This window comes from Bounagaea algeriensis (assembly GCF_054491375.1).
The window spans coordinates 3129201-3147591 of sequence record NZ_CM137102.1; the positions used below are offsets into that span (position 1 = coordinate 3129201).

Below are 18391 nucleotides of genomic sequence, written 5' to 3' on the forward strand. Positions count from 1 at the left end.
GGGTTCGGCGGGCAATCTACCGCGCCGCGGCCGCTGGCAGGCCACCGGTGACCGGACGCCCCGCGCCCGGCTGCTCTCAGGACTCCGCCTCGCCGCGCACGTCGCCGCGCACGTGCCCGCGCAGCTTCGGCACGCGGTCGGCGAGCGTGCGCTCGCCCCCGTGCGTCGTGGGCCGGTAGTAGTCGCGGCCGACGAGCTCGTCCGGCGGGTACTGCTGCGGCAGCACACCCTCGGGCCGGTCGTGCGGGTAGGCGTAGCCCTGCGCGTTGCCGAGCTTGCTCGCCCCCGCGTAGTGGCCGTCGCGCAGGTGCGGCGGCACCGGTCCCGCCTTGCCGGCGCGCACGTCGGTGACGGCCTCGTCGATAGCGGTGATCACGGCGTTCGACTTGGGCGCCGTGGCCAGGTGGACCGTGGCCTGGGCCAGCGACAGCCGCCCCTCCGGCATGCCGATGAACTGCACCGCGTGCGCGGCGGACACGGCCGCCTGCATCGCGGTGGGGTCGGCCATGCCGACGTCCTCGCTGGCGTGCACCACCAACCTGCGGGCGATGAAGCGCGGATCCTCGCCGGCGTCGACCATCCGCGCCAGGTAGTGCAGCGCCGCGTCCACGTCCGAGCCGCGGATGGATTTGATGAACGCGCTGGCGATGTCGTAGTGCTGGTCGCCGGTCTGGTCGTAGAGCACTGCCGCCCGGTCCACGGTGGCCTCCACCGTGGCCAGGTCGATGCGCTCACCACCGGTGGAGAGGGTGGACTCGGCCGCGGCCTCCAGCGCGGTCAGCGCGCGCCGCGCGTCGCCGGCGGCCAGCGCGACGAGGTGGTCCTCGGCGTCCTGCTCGACCGACACCGCGCCGTCCAGCCCGCGCTCTTCGGCCACGGAGCGCCGGAGCAGCCCGCGCAGGCCGTCCTCGGTGAGGCTGTGCAGTTGCAGCACCAGCGAGCGCGACAGCAGCGGGGAGACCACCGAGAAGTACGGGTTCTCCGTGGTCGCCGCCACCAGCAGCACGGTGCGGTCCTCGACGGCGCCGAGCAGCGCGTCCTGCTGGGTCTTGGAGAAGCGGTGCACCTCGTCGATGAACAGCACGGTCGCCTCGGCGGAGCGACCGAGCCTGCGGCGAGCCTCCTCGATGACCCCGCGCACTTCCTTGACCCCGGACGACAGCGCCGACAGCGCGACGAAACGGCGGCCGGTGGCCTGGGAGACGAGGTTGGCCAGCGTCGTCTTGCCCGTCCCGGGCGGGCCGTACATCAGCACCGAGGCGGGTGCGGCGCCTTCGACGAGGCGGCGCAGCGGCGCTCCGGCGCCGAGCAGGTGCTCCTGTCCGACGACCTCGTCGAGGCTGCGCGGACGCATCCGCACCGCCAGCGGCGCGTGCTCGGTCAACTGCTCTTCGGCGCGCTCCTCCGCATCGGCGCCGAACAACCCCTCGTCGAACAGGCCATCGCTCACGGCCCCGACGCTACCCGCCGCAGCGGACACCCCGGCCGCCGCGGCCCGCGTCCCGCCCGCGCACGCCGCGCCCCCGCGTGGAACATTTCTCGAGAAATGTCGGCGACTTTTCTCGAGAAATGTTCCACCTCACCGCGGGGTGAACACCTGGCGCCGGGCCTGTTCAGCGAGTGGTGGCCAGGCCCCGTTCCCCCTCGTGATCGTCCTGCTGGTGCGGCAACGCGACTTCGACGTCGTGCTCACTCTCACCGCGCCGCTGGCTGGCCCAGCTCTGCACGGCCTGCTGGCAGGCGTGGTCGAGGTGGCGCACCCGCGTGAGGTCCAGGCGCACGTGCCGCTCGCTGGGCAGCCGCTCGAGGTGGTCCAGCAACCGCGGCAACCGCAGGAAGGTGGCGTTGCCGCCGAGTTCCACCCGCACCTGGTTGTGCTCCTCGTCGTGGTGCGAGCGCAGCGACATCCGGGACATTTCGAACGCGCTCTTGACCACGGCCAGGGCCAGACCGGTCAGCGTGCCGATGAGCAGGTCCGTGCCCACGATCATGCCGGTGGTCACCAGCAGCACGACGGCCTCGGCCCTGTTGGTGCGCACCAGCCGCACGACCTGGCGCAGGTCGAGCAGCTTCCACCCGGCCTGGATGAGCAGGGCGGCCAGCACCGCGTTCGGCATGAACGCCAGCACCTCGGGCAGGAACACGACGAACAGCAGCAGCCAGGCGCCGTGCAGGATGCGCGAGGTCTTCGTCACCGCCCCCGCGTTGACATTGGTCGAGCTGCGCACGATGACCGCCGTCATCGGCAGCGCGCCGAACACGCCGCAGACGGCGTTGCCGGCGCCCTGCGCGGCGAGCTCCTTGTTGTAGTGCGTCTTCGGACCGCTGTGCATCCGATCGACCGCGGCGGCGCTGAACAGGCTCTCGGCCGAGGCGATCAGGGTGAACGTGAGCACGGTGCCCCACAGCGCGGGGGTGAGCAGCTCGTCGAACGCCGAACCGTGGAACGGCATGTTCACGGCCTCCAGCAGCGAACCCACCTCGACGGTGCTCACGGGCAGCGCGAACACCGCCGCGGCCGTGCTGACGACGACCACGGCCACGAGCGGAGCGGGCACGGAGCTGAGCGGTTTCGGCAGCTTCTTCCACGTGCCGAGCAGCACGAGCGTGGCCAGCCCCAGACCGAGCGAGGCGAGGCCGGTGGGCGCGGTCAGCGCGTGGCCGACCAGATCGGGCACGCCGGAGAACTTCTCCCCTGTGGTGGCGGGCTGCTCCTGCCCGCCGAACGGGTAGATCTGGCCGAGGATGAGCACCAGGCCGATGCCGGCCAACATGCCCTGCACCACGGCGGGTGAGATCGCCCGGAACCAGCTGCCGAGCCCGGAGAGGCCGAGCAGGATCTGCAGCAGTCCCGAGATGAGCACGATGATGCCGAGCGTGGCGAGCCCGTGCTCGGCCACGGCCGAGGACACCACCACGGTCAGTCCGGCTGCGGGCCCGCTGACCTGCATCGTGCTACCGGGCAACAAGCCCACGACGAGTCCGCCGACGATGCCGGTGATCATGCCGAGTTCGGCGGGGACGCCGGAGGCGACCGCAACCCCGACGCAGAGGGGCACGGCCACGAGGAACACGACGAGGGAGGCGGAGAAGTCCGCCAGCAGGGTTTGTTTGGACCAGGAGCGGGAAGGCGCGGGGCCACCGCTCCGGTTGGATGGCTTCCGAGTCTCGTTCTGAGACGTTCGAGTCACTGTGCACTCCAGGCGCGTCGACAGGACGGCCCGACTCGCGGCGGAAGGAGGCGCACTCCTCCCCGTGCCCGGGTCGTCCGCGGCTTCACAGGGGGTGGAAGACAGCCGTGTTCGCGTCGGCTGCGTCGGAGCCACACTCCAATGTGTGGACTCGACCGGTGTCGAGTTCGAAGAACCAGCCGTGCAGGCCGAGTTCCCCATCGGCGATCCGGTCTCGGATGAAGGGGTATTCGCGCAGCTTGGTGAGCTGATCGCGCACGTGCTGCTGGCTCGCGGCGCGCACCGCGGGGTCGACCTCGGTGTCGTCCCCGCCCGGGTCGTTCCCGTCCGCACCACCGGTGAGCTCGAACCAGGTGCACAACGCGGGCATGTCGGACAGGCCGCGACCGGCGGTGGCCATCGCGGTCACCGCTCCGCAGTGCGAGTGCCCGCACACGACGATCTCGGGCACGCGCAGTCGCAGCACCGCGTACTCGATCGTGGCCATCTCACTGCTGCCCGCGTCGGGCAGGTAGGCCGGTACCACGTTGCCCGCGGTGCGCAGTTCGAACAGCTGGCCCGGTTCGGCGCCCGTGAGCCGGCTGGGGATCACGCGGGAATCCGAGCAGGTGACAAAAAGCGCGTCCGGACTCTGCCCGGCGGCGAGCTCGTGGCAGTACTCCTCGGTCACCGTGCTCGCATGGTTTTTGACACGCGCGAGGTACGCTTCGAAATTCACAATTCGCCTCACAGTCGTGTTCAGCGACGTCGTCGGCACCACCTGTTGCAAACAGGGCGGAACTGTTTTCGAACCGACGGATTCACAGTCGGAACACGCTGAGCACGACTGCCGGAGGTCTCTTTCGCAGGCCCAGTTGGTGCGAATTGTCACCAAAAACGAGGTGCTCCTCCGAGGACAGCACCTGGTCGGCACCGGAGAAGGAGCGGAAATTGAATTCGAACAAGCACGGCGGAGCATGGCCCGGTACGACGAACCGTCGCTTGAGCACCTCACCGGAAGCATGCTCGCGCTGCTGCTCCTCCTGCTCAGCGCTCTGGGTTTTCGCTATTTCCGCGGTGGAGCGTGATTTCGTCATTTCCGCCACGGTGTACGGATCCACTTCTGCGGTCGCGGCCAGCGGCGAGAGCACGACCAGCCCCAGACCGAGCAGCACCCAGACCACCACTCGCGCAACACGCCGAGTTCCGCACACCCGAGCCTCCCGGAAACTACAGCCCAACCTTCGCTGGCGACCACCCTGGCCGAAGGAAATGACGAAGGGCTGAACTCAGGGTAACCGATCGCACTCGTGATCCCGCAAGCCACGGAACGGGTGATCAACGCAACGGATCCACCCCGCCGCCCACATTTCGGGAAAGCGCCGAAAGCCTCGTCCGAAGCACGCGTCGCGACACTTCCCGCGATGGTGGTATGCGCATTCGACTACACGTGAACGCGGTGTTTCCCGACGCAGCACTCTTGGTCGTGCGGCACGCGAATTAACCGAATCGATTTCATTTTCGGCGGTGCCGCCCGCTTCAGCCGCGCTCTCCCTCCCCGAACGCGGGGTACGGCACGAGATGCAGCGCTCCGGCGCCGAAACGTTCGACGAGCGCGTCCACGACCGCCCCGGCGAACTCGGCGAGATCCCCCATCTCAGCCCCCTCGGCGCTGGACCGCACGTGCCGCCACCGGTCCACGAGTGCCGTGCTGCGGCGCGGCGAGGGCATTTGCAGGTCGACCGGCCGGTCGTTCTCACCGGCACGCGGCAGGAACCACCACGTGGACACCCACACCCAGAGCAACTCGGCCTCGAACAGGCGTGGCATGAGCACCGCATCGTCGTCGAGCTCCGGCCACACCTGGGAGACCTCGGAACGCCAGGTGTCCAGCATTCCGCGCGCCACGTTGTCCGGCAGCGCGTAGGAGCACCACGAGGACGGGAACGGATACTGCAGGTAAGCCGCGTCCAGCACCACGTCGCGCACGCAGCCCCCCTCGAAATCGAGGAAACGCCCCCCGGTTTCGGTCACTAAACTGTTGTCCGGGCAGATGTCGGAAGGACTGAACGCCCGGTACCGCCCCGAGGTGAGCAACTCCGTGGCCGCGGCCAGCCGCTCCGACACGCTCGCCGGAACCGTCACGCCCAGCGTGTCCGCCAACAGGCCGGGAAGTTCCGAACAGGCCTGCAGGATGTCCTCGGTGACCGGGTCGCTCGCCTGCTGCGAACCGAGACGGCGCATGAGCGCGTCGAAATCGGCGTCGCAGCCGGCGGTGGTGCTGTGCAACTTGCCGAGCGCACGCGCCCAGGCCAGCAGCGACCGCTCGGCCGCGCGCGCGTCATCGGCGAAGAGCACATCGGCCAGCGTGGACCCGCGCCCCAGGTCTTCCAGCACCAGGATGCGCTGCGCAGCGTCGTGCGCGATGAGCTCCGGCCCGACCCGTGCTTCCGGTGACAACGCTGTGGCGAGTTGGCAACTCGCCGCCTCGTGCGCGAACGGGTCCGACCGCGCCTGCTCCGAGCAGGCGCCGTAATGCTTGACCACGAGCGTACGAGGCAGGTCGAACGGCGATTCGGCGACCCGCACGCGGAGCACGACGGACCGGCCACTACCTCCCAGGTCCTCGGCGTCGGCCAACCGCACCGCGGCCCCGGTCCACTTGCTCAGAACCGCCTCCGCGGTTCCGACCGTGTCGGTGACCTCCCCGCCGGCGGCAGCGCGAATCTCCGGAGGACCGCTGGTGATCTCTACGCTCATCGTCTCCCGACACTACCCCGACTCGTCCGGGCACGGCTGCGCATGACCGGTCAAGTTGATCATTCCGGACACGTGTACCGACCACGTGTTGTGCTCGCGGCCCGCCGCGCATGTGCGCACCGCGCCGCACCCACCACATGATCAGGGGAACAGTACACACACCGCGTCCGCGGCGTCACCGGATCCGTACAGGTTCAACCCGAACAGGGGCACACCGCCACCGCCCCGGCCGACAGCGGTGACCTTCAACACCCGCCGCCGCACGCCTGATCGCGCGTGGCGCGAATCTTGCCACCGGCCGCTTACGCCTGTCCCGGTCGACCCGGCACGTGCCACTCGTCTGGCAGGTACTACTTGTTCGATGCGTTCTTCTGCGTCGATTTCGCGTCCACGCCCGCTTCCTTGCGCTGCTGCGCGGTAATCGGGGCGGGCGCACCGGTCAAGGGGTCGAAACCGCCACCGGTCTTCGGGAACGCGATCACGTCGCGCAGCGAGGAGGCCCCGGCCAGCAGCATGCAGATCCGGTCCCAGCCGAACGCGATACCGCCGTGCGGCGGCGGGCCGTACTTGAACGCCTCGAGCAGGAAGCCGAACTTCTCCTGCGCCTGCTCCTCGCTGATGCCGAGCACGTCGAACACGCGCTGCTGAACGTCCGAGCGGTGCACGCGGATCGATCCACCACCGATCTCGTTGCCGTTGCACACCAGGTCGTAGGCGTCCGACAGGGCACCGCCCGGATCCTGATCGAACTCCTCGACCCACTCCGGCTTCGGCGCGGTGAACGGGTGGTGCACCGCGGTCCAGTTGCCGGTGCCGACGGCCACGTCGTCGGACTCGGCGGTGGACTGGAACATCGGCGCGTCCACGATCCACGCGAACGCCCAGGCCTCGTGGTCGATGAGCCCGCACAGCTCACCGATCTCCAGCCGGACCGCACCGAGCAGCGCCCGCGAGGGGCCGGGTTCACCGGCGGCGAAGAACACGCAATCACCCGGGTTGGCGCCGACCGCCTTGGCCAACCCCTCCCGCTCGGAATCGGAGAGGTTCTTGGCCACCGGCCCGGACAGCGTGCCGTCCTCGCCGACGAGCACGTAGGCCAGCCCCTTGCCGCCGCGCTGCTTGGCCCAGTCCTGCCACGCGTCGAGCTGCCGGCGCGGCTGGTCCGCCCCTCCCGGCATGACCACGGCGCCGACGTAGGAGGAGCGGAACACGCGGAACGGGGTCTCCGCGAAGTACTCGGTCAACTCGACCAGTTCCTGCCCGAACCGCAGGTCCGGTTTGTCCGTGCCGTACTTGGCGACGGCGTCGGCGTAGCTGATCCGCGGGATCGGCAGCGGGATCTCGTGCCCGCGCAGCTCCCGCCACAGCCCCGCCATGATGGCCTCGCCGAGCTCCATCACGTCATCGGCCTCGACGAAGCTCATCTCGATGTCCAGCTGGGTGAACTCCGGCTGCCGGTCGGCGCGGAAGTCCTCGTCGCGGTAGCAGCGCGCGATCTGGAAGTAGCGCTCCAAGCCGCCGACCATGAGCAGCTGCTTGAACAGCTGCGGCGACTGCGGCAGCGCGTACCAACTGCCCGGCTGCAACCGGGCCGGAATGAGGAAGTCGCGCGCCCCCTCCGGCGTGGAGCGGGTCATCGTCGGCGTTTCGACCTCGACGAACTCCCGGTCGGACAGCACATCACGCGCGATCCGGTTGCTCTCGCTGCGCAGGCGCATGATCCGCGTCTGCTCGGGCCGCCGCAGGTCGAGGTAGCGGTGCCGCAGGCGCACTTCCTCACCGGCCTCGAGGTTCTCGTCCAGCTGGAACGGCAGCGGGGCGGCCTCGGACAGCACCTCCAGGTCGGTGGCGGTGACCTCGATCCAGCCGGTGCCGATCTCGGGGTTCTCGTTGCCCTCCGGGCGCTGCACGACCTCACCGGTGACGCGCACGCAGAACTCCGCCCGCAGCCGGTGAGCGCGTTCGGCCATCTCCCCTTCGCGGAAGACGACCTGAGCCACCCCTGATGCATCGCGCAGGTCGATGAAGATCACTCCGCCGTGATCGCGGCGACGCGCCACCCATCCGCTGAGGGTGACGGACTGCCCGGCATGACCGGCGCGCAGCGATCCGGCCTTGTGCGTGCGCATCACGGGACTGTGCTCCTTGCGGGTCGCGGCTTGCTCGAGTTCCTCGCTCGCGTTCGCTGCCTCGCTGCGCGGTTCCGCCACGCGGTGGACCTGCACAGCGGGCACGCGAGGCCTTCAGACTATCGGCAACTCCCGGCGCTTCGTGACCAGCCCCGTCCGGGAGTGACCGCCCCTGCTCCGACGGCCCTTCCGCCGGCAGTCCTGCTTCCGGCAGGCCTCGCCCGGCGGCCCCCTCGAGCCCCCTCGGAACGGCTCAAGGGAATCGGTTCGGCCACGACCGCGGGGCGGGCTTCACAGCAGCGCGAGTTGCTCCTGAACCACCGCCGCGTCGGGCGCGGAGGGCTCTTGCGGAGACCCGCCGCGGGCCGGACTCCCACCTTCCGCCGATTCCTCGCCACCAGGGCGGCGGAACGACTCGCCGGCCGGCCCTCCGAGCCCGTGGCGCCGCTCGGCCTCGCGCACCCGCGCCAGCACATCGCGCTGATACGACTGCGGCGCGTACGCCCCGTCGCCGTACAGCCGCGCGTACAGCGGCAGCAGCTCGGGGTAGGCCTCCCGCAACCACTCGCGGTACCACTCGCGAGCGCCCGAACGCAGATGCAGCACGATCGGCGTGATGCTCGCAGCACCGGCCCGCGCCAGCGCGGCGACCGTCCCGTCGATGTGCTCCTCCCCGTCGGTCAGCCCGGGCAGGATCGGCGCCATCAGCACCGAACACCCGATACCGGCCGCGGCGAACTGCCGGACCACGTCAACGCGCCGCAGCGGCGAGGGCGTGCCCGGTTCCACCTGCCGCCACAACCGCTCGTCCACCGAACCGATGGACACGGCCATGGAGACCGAGGTCGCAGCGGCCGCCTCGCCGATGAGGTCCAGATCCCGCAGCACGAGAGTGCCCTTGGTGAGGATCGAGAACGGATTGGCGTGATCCCGCAGCGCGGCGATGATCTCGCGCATGAGCCCGTAACGCCCCTCCACCCGCTGGTACGGATCCGTGTTCGTACCCAGCGCGACCGGGTCGCCCCGCCACCGCGGGGAGGCGAGCTCGCGGCGCAGCAGCGAGCCTGCGTTGACCTTCACCACGATCTTGCTGTCGAAGTCGTAGCCGGAATCCAGCTCGAGATAGGTGTGCGTTCTGCGGGCGAAGCAATAGCGGCAGGCGTGCGTGCAACCACGATAAGGATTGATCGTCCACTCGAAGGGCACCCGCGAAGCGCCGGGAACGCGATTGAGGATCGACTTGGCGCGGATTTCGATGGCGTAGGCGTCCTGCTCCCCCGCTTCGATCGGCACCGGATCCGGCAGCCGCAGCCCCGCACGGCGATCCCCGCGCTCCGACTGCGACGCCGCGTCCGGCACCTCCAAGGGCAGCTCCGCGGTGCGTGGCCGTCCGGCCGTGCCGGCGGAGCCCGCTGCCGGCGGGGATGCTGCCGATGTAGAAGCTGCCGGCGGAGATGCTGTCGGTGTAGAAGCTGCCGGCGGGGATACCGGAGGGTGCACTCGCTGCTGTTCCCAACGCATAGATCTATTCGAACAAACAATCGAAAACCTGTCGAGGTGCTCCGCGTCCCGCGATCGAGTGGACTCCGCCGCAGCTGCAACACGGCCGCGAGCGCAGCACCGCCCACCGGCCCGCCCGGCTCACGTTTGCCCGCCACCCGCGACCGGGTACATCGCTCCTACCGATGACGGCCCGGTGCGGGACGTCCAGCGGCGCACACCAGAAGGGCGCACCGCAGGAGGACGCACCGCAGCTCCGGGACGTGCGAACCGGAACGAGCACACGCGGCTGGCACGCCCAGCCGGGAAGAAGGTGATCCGCCACGATGGCGAACAACGCCCACTTCGTCACCTCCCAGGCAGGCGCACACGCACGAGTGACCGTCCGCGACGACCGCGGCGCCCCCGTCACCGAGCTGGATCTGCCCGCAGGAGTGAACGAGCCGACGCAGGCCGATGCGGAACTGCGCGCGGCCGGTTGGACGCGGCGCCCCGACGCCGAGTGGACGCAGGCCGACGACGGCTGGGTGGCTCCGGTGGTGCCGACGTGACCGCTCCCGGAGCAGCACGCGACCGCTGACCTTCGACGAATCGGGAGGGCACGATGCAACTGTCCCCGCTGCGGCACGTGTACGGCAGGCAGGGCCCGTTCGCCACGGTGTACCTGGAAAGCCGCCCCCCGGCCGAGGACGCCAACGAGCAGTTCCGCCTGCGCTGGAAGGCGCTCCGGGAGCGCCTGCAGTCCTGGGCGGCGAACGAAGCCGCGGTGAGCGCCCTCGACGACGCCCTGTCCGGCGCGACCCCCCGTGAGGCGCAGGTCGACGGGCGCGTGCTCGTGGCCGACGACTCCGGAGTGGTGCTCGACGAGCAGTGGGACGCCGCTCTCGGCGCCGGGGACGCCGCGCACTGGACCAACGTGCCGGAACTCGGTGCGTACGTGCGCGAGCAGGCTCGGGCCGTGCGCGAACTCGTCGTGCTCATCGACCAGGAAGGCGCCCAGGTGCGCCGGACGGTCGTCGCCGAGCAGCACAACCCGCGGAACGTGGACTCCGAAGTCGTCGAGGGAAGCGCGCAGACCGGCGTGCACAAGCCCCGCGGTCAGGCGCTGTCGCACAAGCACATCCAACGGCACGCCGACGAGAACCTCGGCCGCAACGCCAAGGACATCGCCTCCCGCGTGAGCGACCTGGCCGCCGACTTCGCCCCGGACGTGCTCGTCCTGGCCGGCGCCCCCCAGGCGCGCACCAAGCTCCGCGAGGTGTTGCCGCCCGACCTGGTGGGGATCCTCACCGAGACCGAACGCAGCGGCCGCAACGAGGGCGCCTCGGAGGACGTCCTCTCCCAGGAACTGGTGACCACCGCGCAGAACGCGAACGAGCGCCTCCGCAGCGACAACTCCGCGCGACTGGAAACCGGTCTGGCGCAAGGGAATTCGGCGCAGGGAGCCGAGCGCGTCGCGCAGGCCGCCGAGATGGCGGCGGTCGACACGCTCCTGTTCGAGGACGGGGCCGAAGCCGAACGGGAGGCTTCGCTGCTCAAGGCGTGCGCGGAGACCGACTCGCAGCTTTCGCTGGTCGCCGGCGGAACCGCTCTGCCGGACGGCGTCGGCGCCCTGCTGCGGTTCCCGACCCACGGCTGAGGCGCTTTCGCCCGCGAGGAGGGCACCGGCCGCTTCACCGGCGGCAGTCGGCGCACCGGTGAGCGTCGCGAACGCACGACCACGCGGCCAGCCCTCCGACCGCGCCCGCGCATAATGATCGGGTGCCCGAGCGACGCCCGTCGGAACCGCACCGGTCCCGCACCCCGCACTCGTCCGAGGCGCACCGTTCGCTCGCGAGGCATCGGGAGTCCGCCGAGACGCACCGGGACCACCGCACCTCGCCGCACGCACGGCCGCACTACTCGCCCGCGGAACACGGCCCGGACGCGCACACCGCCGCCCCGAACGCGGGCCACGGTCACGGCCCGGCCGCTTCGGCCTCCCCGCGCGTGCGGGCAGTGCTCACCGCCGTGCTCGGACCGGTGCTGCTGGCCGCGCTCATCGGGATGCTCGTGCTCCACCCGTTCGGGGAACGGCCCCGCTCAGCTGCGGGCCCGGGATTCGACACCGCATCGGTGCACGGCGAGGTCGTCGCCGCCGAACGCGGCTCCTGCACGCTCGGCAGCACCGGCAGTTCCAATAGCTCCGGCAGTTCCGGCGGGGACTGCGCCCGGTTGCGCGTGAGCATGTCCGACGGACCCGCGGCCGGGAACACGGTCGAGCAGGTCGTGCCGGTCGACTCCGGCACGCCCCGCTTCGGAGCGGGCGACCGCGTCGTCCTGTCCTACTCCGGTGCCGCTCCGGAAAGCGCCGGCTCGTACCAGGTGGTGGACTTCCAGCGCGACCACGGCCTGCTCGCGCTCGTCGCGCTGTTCGCCGCCGCGGTGCTGGTGCTCGCCCGGTGGAAGGGGCTGCGCTCGCTGCTGGGCATCCTCGTGAGCTTCGCCGTCCTCATCGGCTTCGCCCTGCCCGCGATCCTCGCCGGGCGCGATCCGCTGCTGGTGGCGCTGGTGGCCTCCGGAGTGATCATGTTCGCGGTGCTGTACCTGGCGCACGGACTGTCCGCGCGCACCTCCACCGCCGTGCTCGGCACCCTCGCTAGCCTGGGCCTCATCGGCCTGCTCAGCGCGGTGTTCTCCGGCGCGACGCGGTTGACCGGCCTCGACGAGGAGACGACCCAGCTCATCGGGGCGCTGAACGCGCCGATCGACGCGCGGGGCCTGCTGCTGGCCGGGATCGTCATCGGTGCGCTCGGCGTGCTCGACGACGTCACCGTCACCCAGACCAGCGCGGTGTGGGAACTGCACGAGGCCAACCCCCGGCTGAGCTGGCGGCAGCTGTACCGCGCCGCGCTGCGCATCGGGCGCGACCACGTCGCGTCCTCGGTCAACACCCTGGTGCTGGCCTACGCCGGTGCCGCGCTGCCGCTGCTGCTGTCCTACAGCCTCTCCGGCGGCGACTTCCGCACGATCGCGACCTCGCAGGACGTCGCGCAGGAAGCCGTGCGCACCCTCGTCGGCAGCATCGGCATCATCGCCGCGGTGCCCGTCACCACCGCGCTCGCCGCGGCCGTGGTCCGCAGCGGGTCCGCAGCCGGTCCGCACCCCGCCGTGCGGGCCGTGCGGGCGGGTGCGGCGGCGTCGGCGCGGTCCGCCACCGCACAGACGGCGCGCGCACCCCGATGAGGGCACCGCCGAAACGCGCAGCACCGAGCACCCAGCCCAGCACCAGCAGCGGCATCCGGAGCGGACGGCACCGCGCACCGGGCGGACTCAGTTGGTCAGCTGTCCAGCGCGGCCACGAAGCGCGCGACCGCGGACGGGTCGAGCTTCTGCGCCACGCGGCCTTCCGGTGCCATCGAGCCGAGGCGGTACAGCGGGCGCTCCGCGGCCGCGTCGCCGCGGGCTTCGGCCCGCAGCTGGGCCACGATCAGGTCGGACAGCACCAGGGCCTGCGCCGTGCCGATGCCCGCCAACGTGTCGGCGATCCGGCGCAGCGCGAGGATGTCCAGCTCGCGCCCACCGGTCCCGGCGTACATCGCCAGCGCGAGGGTGACCGTCTTGTTCTTCGGCGGACCGGTCGCCAGCAGGCTGATCGTCCGCGCCCCGCGCACGTCGGTGACCAGCAGGTCCAGCTCCCCCGCCCGGGCGAGGTCGACCACCCGCGTGCCCAGGGCCCGCACCCGCACTTCGGTTCCGCGCAGCGACGTGTCCCGGCGCGCTTCGGTAAGCGCCAGCAGCAGCAGCGGCACCGCCACGACCGCGAACGGTACGACGAAGCCGAGCGGCCCGGCGAACAGTCCGATCACGCCGCCCAGCGCCGCCCCGACGATCACCGCGGCGATGGCGACGTTGCGCGCCCGGGCCCGGATGAGCGAGCGGTCGAGCAGGTTCAGCGGCACCGATTCCTCGGTGGCACTCATCGCGCCTCCGCCAGCGCACCGAGCACCTCGTCGCGCACGGTCTCCAGCGCGACCGAGCGCTGCTCACCGCTGTCGAGCTCCTTGAGCTGGACCGTGCCGTCGGCGAGGTCGCGTTCGCCGAGCACGAGGGCGAACCGCGCACCGGACCGGCCGGCCGCCTTCATCGCGCCCTTCAGCCCCTTGTCGCCGTAGGACATGTCCACGCGGGTCCCGGTGCGGCGCAGCTGCCCGGCAACGGCCACCAGCCGGCGCTTGGCCTGTTCGCCGAGCGGCACGCAGTACACGTCGCAGTGCGCGGTCTCGCCGATGTCCAGCCCCTCGGCTTCGCAGGCCAGCAACGTGCGGTCCACGCCCAGGCCGAAGCCGACGCCGGAGTGCTCCGCCCCGCCGAGCTCGGCCATGAGACCGTCGTAGCGACCGCCGCCGCCGATGCCCGACTGGGCGCCGAGCCCGTCGTGGACGAACTCGAACGTCGTCTTCGTGTAGTAGTCCAGACCGCGCACCAGCCGCGGATTCTCGGTGAACGGCACGCCCAGGTCGGCCAAGTGCTGCTTGACCTGCTCGTAGTGCTCCTCGGCCGAGGCCGACAGGTGATCGGCCATGAGCGGCGCGTCGGCGAGCAGCTCGCGCACCTCGGGGCGCTTGTCGTCGAGCACGCGCAGCGGGTTCAGCTCCGCCCGCTGCTGCGTCTCCTCGTCGAGCGGCAGCCCGCGCAGGAACTCCAGCAGCTTCGCCCGGTAGGCCGGGCGGCAGGTGCTGTCGCCGAGCGAGGTGAGCTCGACGCGGTAGCCGGTCAGGCCCAGCCGCCGGTAGGCCTCGTCGGCGATGGCGATGACCTCGGCGTCCAGCGCGGGGTCGTCGACGCCGATCGCCTCGACCCCGACCTGCTGCAGCTGCCGGTACCGACCGGCCTGGGGGCGTTCGTAGCGGAAGAACTGGCCGGCGTACTGCAGCTTCACCGGCAGCTGCCCCTTGTCCAGGCCGTTCTCGATGACCGAACGCATCACCCCGGCCGTGCCCTCCGGGCGCAGCGTCACCGAACGGCCGCCGCGGTCGGGGAAGGTGTACATCTCCTTCGACACGACGTCGGTGGCCTCGCCGACTCCGCGGGCGAACAGGGTGGTGTCTTCGAACAGGGGCAGCTCCAGGTAGCCGTACCCGGCGCGGCGCGCGGCGTCGGCGAGCGTGTCGCGCACGGTCAGGAACGCCGCCGACCGCGGCGGGTAGTACTCCGGGATGCCCTTCGGGGCGGTGAATGTGCTCATCGGTCTCGGTTCTCTTCGAAGTGCCGGCGTGTCCTCAGGCGTTCTGCAGGAACGGGTTGCCCGCGCGCTCCTGGCCGATCGTGCTCGTCGGTCCGTGCCCGGGCAGGACGACGGCCTCGTCGGGCATGCCCAGCAGGGTGGTGTGCAGCGAGTCCAGGATTTCGCTGTGCTCACCGCCGGGCAGGTCGGTGCGGCCGATCGCACCGGCGAACAGCGTGTCGCCGGTGAACAGCAGCCGCCCGCCTTCCGCGGTCTCCGCGCTGTAGACGACCGCACCGCCGGTGTGACCGGGGGTGTGCAGCACGTCGATGCGCAGTCCGGCGAGGTCGAGCCGCGCGCCCGCGGTGGCCTGCCGCACGTCCTGCGGCGGGTGGGCGGCGAAGTCCTCGCCGAACAGCTGCGTGCCCATCGGGCCGAGCGCCGCCGCCGGGTCGGCGAGCATGTACTCGTCGTCGGGATGGATCCACGCCGGGACGGAGTGGCGCTCGCAGACCTCGCCCGCGGAGAGCACGTGGTCGAAGTGGCCGTGCGTGAGCAGCACCGCCGCCGGCGTGAGGCGGTGTTCTGCCAGCCGCGCGTCCAACTCCTCGGTCGCGTCCTGGCCCGGGTCGATCACGACGCACGGGGCGTCGTCGGAGGCAGCGAGCACGTAGCAGTTGGCCTGCAACGGTCCGACGGGGAATCCCAGCACTAGCACGCCAGCCGGTCCCTTCTCGTTTCCGCGGTCTTGGTGGGCGAACCCGGGGCTGCGAGGTGCACGCGACAGCCGGGAACCGAAGCCACCCTAGAGTACCGCCCGGTGGCGGCGGCCCCCGGCGACGGGCGGTACCGCACGCGTACCGGGCAGTACGCGTCCTTACACTCCCGGGCGGAGGTCACCACGTTCGCCGGAGGTGCGCATGACCGGGACCGGTCACGACAACGAGGAGCGTCGCCAGGAGGCCAAGCGCAAGCTGCGGAACGAGCTGCAGCAGCGCGCCGAGCGCACGCGTCGGCGCCGCGTGGTGACCCTGGTGGTCACCGTGCTCGTGGTCGCGGCCGCTCTCGCGGGCGGCTACGTCGTGCTGACGCAGTCCGACCAGCAGGCGCTGCCCGATCAGCAGGCGGTGGGGGCCGGGGCGGGCGTTCCCGCAGCTCAGGTGGCACCCGCGGATCAGGTGGCCGAGGTGACGCGGTAGACGTCGTAGACGCCTTCGATGTTGCGCACGGCCTTGAGCACGTGGCCGAGATGCTTCGGGTCGCCCATCTCGAACGAGAAGCGGCTCACCGCCACCCGGTCGTTGGAGGTGGCCACCGAAGCGGACAGGATGTTCACGCGCTCGTCGGCGAGCACCTTGGTCACGTCCGACAGCAGGCGGTGCCGGTCCAGCGCCTCCACCTGGATGGCCACGAGGAACACCGAGGAGGCCGACGGCGCCCAGTGCACGTCGACGAGCCGTTCCGGTTTGCTGCGCAGGTCGTCGGCGTTGGTGCAGTCGGTGCGGTGCACGCTCACGTATCCGCCGCGGGTGACGAAGCCGAGGATGTCGTCCCCGGGCACCGGGGTGCAGCAGCGGGCGAGCTTGGCCCACACGTCGCCCGTGCCCGCCACGACCACGCCGGAGTCGCCGGAGACCCGCCGCTGCCCCTGCAGCGTGGAGGGCGTGGCGCGCTCGGCGACCTCGTCGGCGGCCTGCTCCGGCCCGCCGATGAGCGACACCAGCCGCTGCACGAGGTGGTGCGCCGAGACCTGGCGCTCCCCGACCGCCGCGTACAGCGCGGTCACGTCGACGTAGTGCATCTCCTTGGCGACGGCACCGAGCGACTCGGAGGAGACGAGGCGCTGCACCGGCATGCCCAGCCGGCGCACCTCCTTGGTGATCCACTCCTTGCCGTTCTCGATCGCCTCTTCGCGGCGTTCCTTGGCGAACCACTGCTTGATCTTCGTCTTCGCCCGCGGTGAGGCGACGAACGACAGCCAGTCGCGGCTCGGCCCGGAACCTTCGGCCTTGGAGGTGAAGATCTCGACGACCTCGCCGTTCTCCAGCTTGCGCTCGAGCGCGACGAGCCGGCCGTTGACGCGGGAACCGATGCACCGGTGCCCCACCTCGGTGTGCACCGCGTACGCGAAGTCCACCGGGGTCGCCCCGGAGGGCAACGTGATCACATCGCCCTTGGGCGTGAACACGAAGATCTCGCGGGTGGCCAGGTCGTAGCGCAGCGATTCGAGGAACTCGCCCGGGTCGGCGGCTTCCCGCTGCCAGTCCAGCAGCTGCCGCATCCAGGCCATCTCGTCGACCTCGACCCCGGACTGCCCGCTGCCGTTGCGCCCCCGCGTCTCCTTGTAGCGCCAGTGCGCCGCGATGCCGTACTCGGCGGTGCGGTGCATCTCGTGGGTGCGGATCTGCACCTCGAGCGGTTTGCCCTCCGGGCCGATCACGGTCGTGTGCAACGACTGGTACACGCCGAAGCGCGGCTGGGCGATGTAGTCCTTGAACCGCCCCGGCATCGGCTGCCACAGCGCGTGCACCACGCCCATGGCCGCGTAGCAGTCGCGCAGCTCGTCCACCAGGATGCGCACGCCGACGAGGTCGTGGATGTCGTCGAAATCCCGACCGCGCATGATCATCTTCTGGTGGATCGAGTAGTAGTGCTTCGGCCGCCCCTCGACCTTCGCCGAGAGCTTGGCCGCGTCCAGGTGGCCGGACAGCTCGTCGATGACCGTGCGCAGGTACGTGTCCCGCGACGGCGCCCGGTTGGCGACCAGCCGCACGATCTCGTCGTACTTCTTGGGCTGCAGGATCGCGAAGGCGAGGTCCTCCAGCTCCCACTTGATCGTGGCCATGCCGAGCCGGTGCGCCAGCGGCGCCAGCACCTCGAGGGTCTCGCGGGCCTTGGTGGCCTGCTTCTCCGGCGGCAGGAAGCGCATCGTGCGCATGTTGTGCAGCCGGTCGGCCAGTTTGATCACCAGCACCCGCGGATCGCGGGCCATGGCGATGACCATCTTGCGGATGGTCTCGGCCTCCGCCGCCTGCCCCAGCTTGACCTTGTCCAGCTTGGTCACCCCGTCGACCAGGTGGGCGACCTCCTCGCCGAAGTCGGTGGTGAGCTTGTCCAGCGAGTACTCGGTGTCCTCGACCGTGTCGTGCAGCAGGCCCGCCACGAGCGTGGTCGTGTCCATCCCCAGCTCACCGAGGATCGTCGCCACCGCCAGCGGGTGCGTGATGTACGGGTCCCCGGACTTGCGCTGCTGGTGGCGGTGCGCGTGGGCCGCGGTGTCGTAGGCGCGCTGCAACACGCCCAGGTCCGCCTGCGGGTGCACCTCGCGGTGCACCGCGGCCAGCGGCTCCAGGACCTGCTTGACCGGTGTGGCGCGCTGCGCCGTGATCCGCCGCGCCAACCGGGCGCGCACCCGGCGGGTCGCGGAGGCACCCCGCGGCTGCGCGGACGATCCGGATGAAGCGGGGGATTCCACGTGTTGACTCACCGCACGCTCCCGAGGCACTGGCGACTGTGGCGTTCGGCCCGGGTCGGTCGTAATGGCCCGGGCATTGAGAATAACGCCGTTCGCCGCAGTGACCTTCCCCCGCCCGCGCGTGTGTCCGGCGAGCGGTCCCGTACCGCTG

Annotated in this window: 15 protein-coding genes; 4 read left to right on the plus strand and 11 right to left on the minus strand. The window is 71.0% G+C overall.

What is annotated here, in order from left to right; genetic code table 11:
* Positions 1 to 76: 76 nt before the first annotated feature.
* From ACVGV2_RS14225 to ACVGV2_RS14255, 7 genes are all read right to left on the minus strand, one after another.
* The gene (locus tag ACVGV2_RS14225; RefSeq protein ID WP_459162852.1) at positions 77 to 1450 is read right to left on the minus strand and encodes a replication-associated recombination protein A; all 1374 of its coding nucleotides are present in this window, start codon (positions 1448 to 1450) and stop codon (positions 77 to 79) included.
* A 163-nt stretch (positions 1451 to 1613) separates the two neighbouring features.
* Positions 1614 to 3191 carry a SulP family inorganic anion transporter gene (locus ACVGV2_RS14230; protein ID WP_459162853.1) on the minus strand — a complete coding sequence of 526 codons (1578 nt, stop codon included), beginning with the start codon at positions 3189 to 3191 and terminating at the stop codon, positions 1614 to 1616.
* Positions 3192 to 3276: 85 nt separating this feature from the next.
* A complete protein-coding gene (locus tag ACVGV2_RS14235) occupies positions 3277 to 3861 on the minus strand; it encodes a carbonic anhydrase (protein ID WP_459162854.1) in 585 nt (194 codons plus the stop codon).
* Positions 3862 to 3991: 130 nt separating this feature from the next.
* Positions 3992 to 4357 carry a hypothetical protein gene (locus tag ACVGV2_RS14240; protein WP_459162855.1) on the minus strand — a complete coding sequence of 122 codons (366 nt, stop codon included), beginning with the start codon at positions 4355 to 4357 and terminating at the stop codon, positions 3992 to 3994.
* 352 nt (positions 4358 to 4709) lie between these two features.
* A complete protein-coding gene (locus ACVGV2_RS14245; protein ID WP_459162856.1) occupies positions 4710 to 5930 on the minus strand; it encodes an aminoglycoside phosphotransferase family protein in 1221 nt (406 codons plus the stop codon).
* A 350-nt stretch (positions 5931 to 6280) separates the two neighbouring features.
* Positions 6281 to 8062: an aspartate--tRNA ligase gene (gene aspS / locus ACVGV2_RS14250; RefSeq protein WP_459165995.1), complete on the minus strand. Its 1782-nt coding sequence runs from the start codon at positions 8060 to 8062 to the stop codon at positions 6281 to 6283.
* A gap of 288 nt (positions 8063 to 8350) precedes the next feature.
* Positions 8351 to 9580, minus strand: coding sequence for an Rv2578c family radical SAM protein (locus ACVGV2_RS14255; protein ID WP_459162857.1), 1230 nt, complete (start codon positions 9578 to 9580; stop codon positions 8351 to 8353).
* Between the two features lie 305 nt (positions 9581 to 9885).
* Between ACVGV2_RS14255 and ACVGV2_RS14260 the strand changes: the two genes are divergently transcribed.
* The 3 genes from ACVGV2_RS14260 to ACVGV2_RS14270 all read left to right on the plus strand — a co-directional run bounded on the left by ACVGV2_RS14260 (position 9886) and on the right by ACVGV2_RS14270 (position 12784).
* The gene (locus ACVGV2_RS14260; protein ID WP_459162858.1) at positions 9886 to 10110 is read left to right on the plus strand and encodes a hypothetical protein; all 225 of its coding nucleotides are present in this window, start codon (positions 9886 to 9888) and stop codon (positions 10108 to 10110) included.
* Positions 10111 to 10163: 53 nt separating this feature from the next.
* Positions 10164 to 11198 carry a baeRF2 domain-containing protein gene (locus ACVGV2_RS14265; protein WP_459162859.1) on the plus strand — a complete coding sequence of 345 codons (1035 nt, stop codon included), beginning with the start codon at positions 10164 to 10166 and terminating at the stop codon, positions 11196 to 11198.
* A 122-nt stretch (positions 11199 to 11320) separates the two neighbouring features.
* Positions 11321 to 12784: a YibE/F family protein gene (locus ACVGV2_RS14270; RefSeq protein WP_459162860.1), complete on the plus strand. Its 1464-nt coding sequence runs from the start codon at positions 11321 to 11323 to the stop codon at positions 12782 to 12784.
* Between the two features lie 95 nt (positions 12785 to 12879).
* On the opposite strand, the gene ACVGV2_RS14275 is transcribed toward ACVGV2_RS14270, so the two are convergent.
* The 3 genes from ACVGV2_RS14275 to ACVGV2_RS14285 are packed head-to-tail and all read right to left on the minus strand — an operon-like array spanning position 12880 to position 15483.
* Positions 12880 to 13521, minus strand: a complete 642-nt coding sequence (locus ACVGV2_RS14275) for a hypothetical protein (protein WP_459162861.1) — start codon at positions 13519 to 13521, stop codon at positions 12880 to 12882.
* The gene (gene hisS, locus ACVGV2_RS14280) at positions 13518 to 14786 is read right to left on the minus strand and encodes a histidine--tRNA ligase (protein ID WP_459162862.1); all 1269 of its coding nucleotides are present in this window, start codon (positions 14784 to 14786) and stop codon (positions 13518 to 13520) included. The genes ACVGV2_RS14275 and hisS overlap by 4 nt, the downstream gene beginning before the upstream one ends.
* Before the next feature lie 34 nt (positions 14787 to 14820).
* Complete coding sequence (locus tag ACVGV2_RS14285) at positions 14821 to 15483, minus strand: MBL fold metallo-hydrolase (RefSeq protein WP_459162863.1); 663 nt, start codon at positions 15481 to 15483, stop codon at positions 14821 to 14823.
* Between the two features lie 202 nt (positions 15484 to 15685).
* Here ACVGV2_RS14285 and ACVGV2_RS14290 point away from each other — a divergent pair, with 202 nt between their 5' ends.
* Positions 15686 to 15964 (plus strand): hypothetical protein, encoded by a 279-nt coding sequence (locus ACVGV2_RS14290; RefSeq protein ID WP_459162864.1) that lies wholly within the window; start codon positions 15686 to 15688, stop codon positions 15962 to 15964.
* Here the strand turns inward: ACVGV2_RS14290 and ACVGV2_RS14295 are convergent.
* On the minus strand, positions 15940 to 18252 hold the full coding sequence (locus ACVGV2_RS14295) for a RelA/SpoT family protein (RefSeq protein WP_459162865.1): 2313 nt from the start codon (positions 18250 to 18252) through the stop codon (positions 15940 to 15942). The genes ACVGV2_RS14290 and ACVGV2_RS14295 overlap by 25 nt on opposite strands.
* Positions 18253 to 18391: the final 139 nt, after the last annotated feature.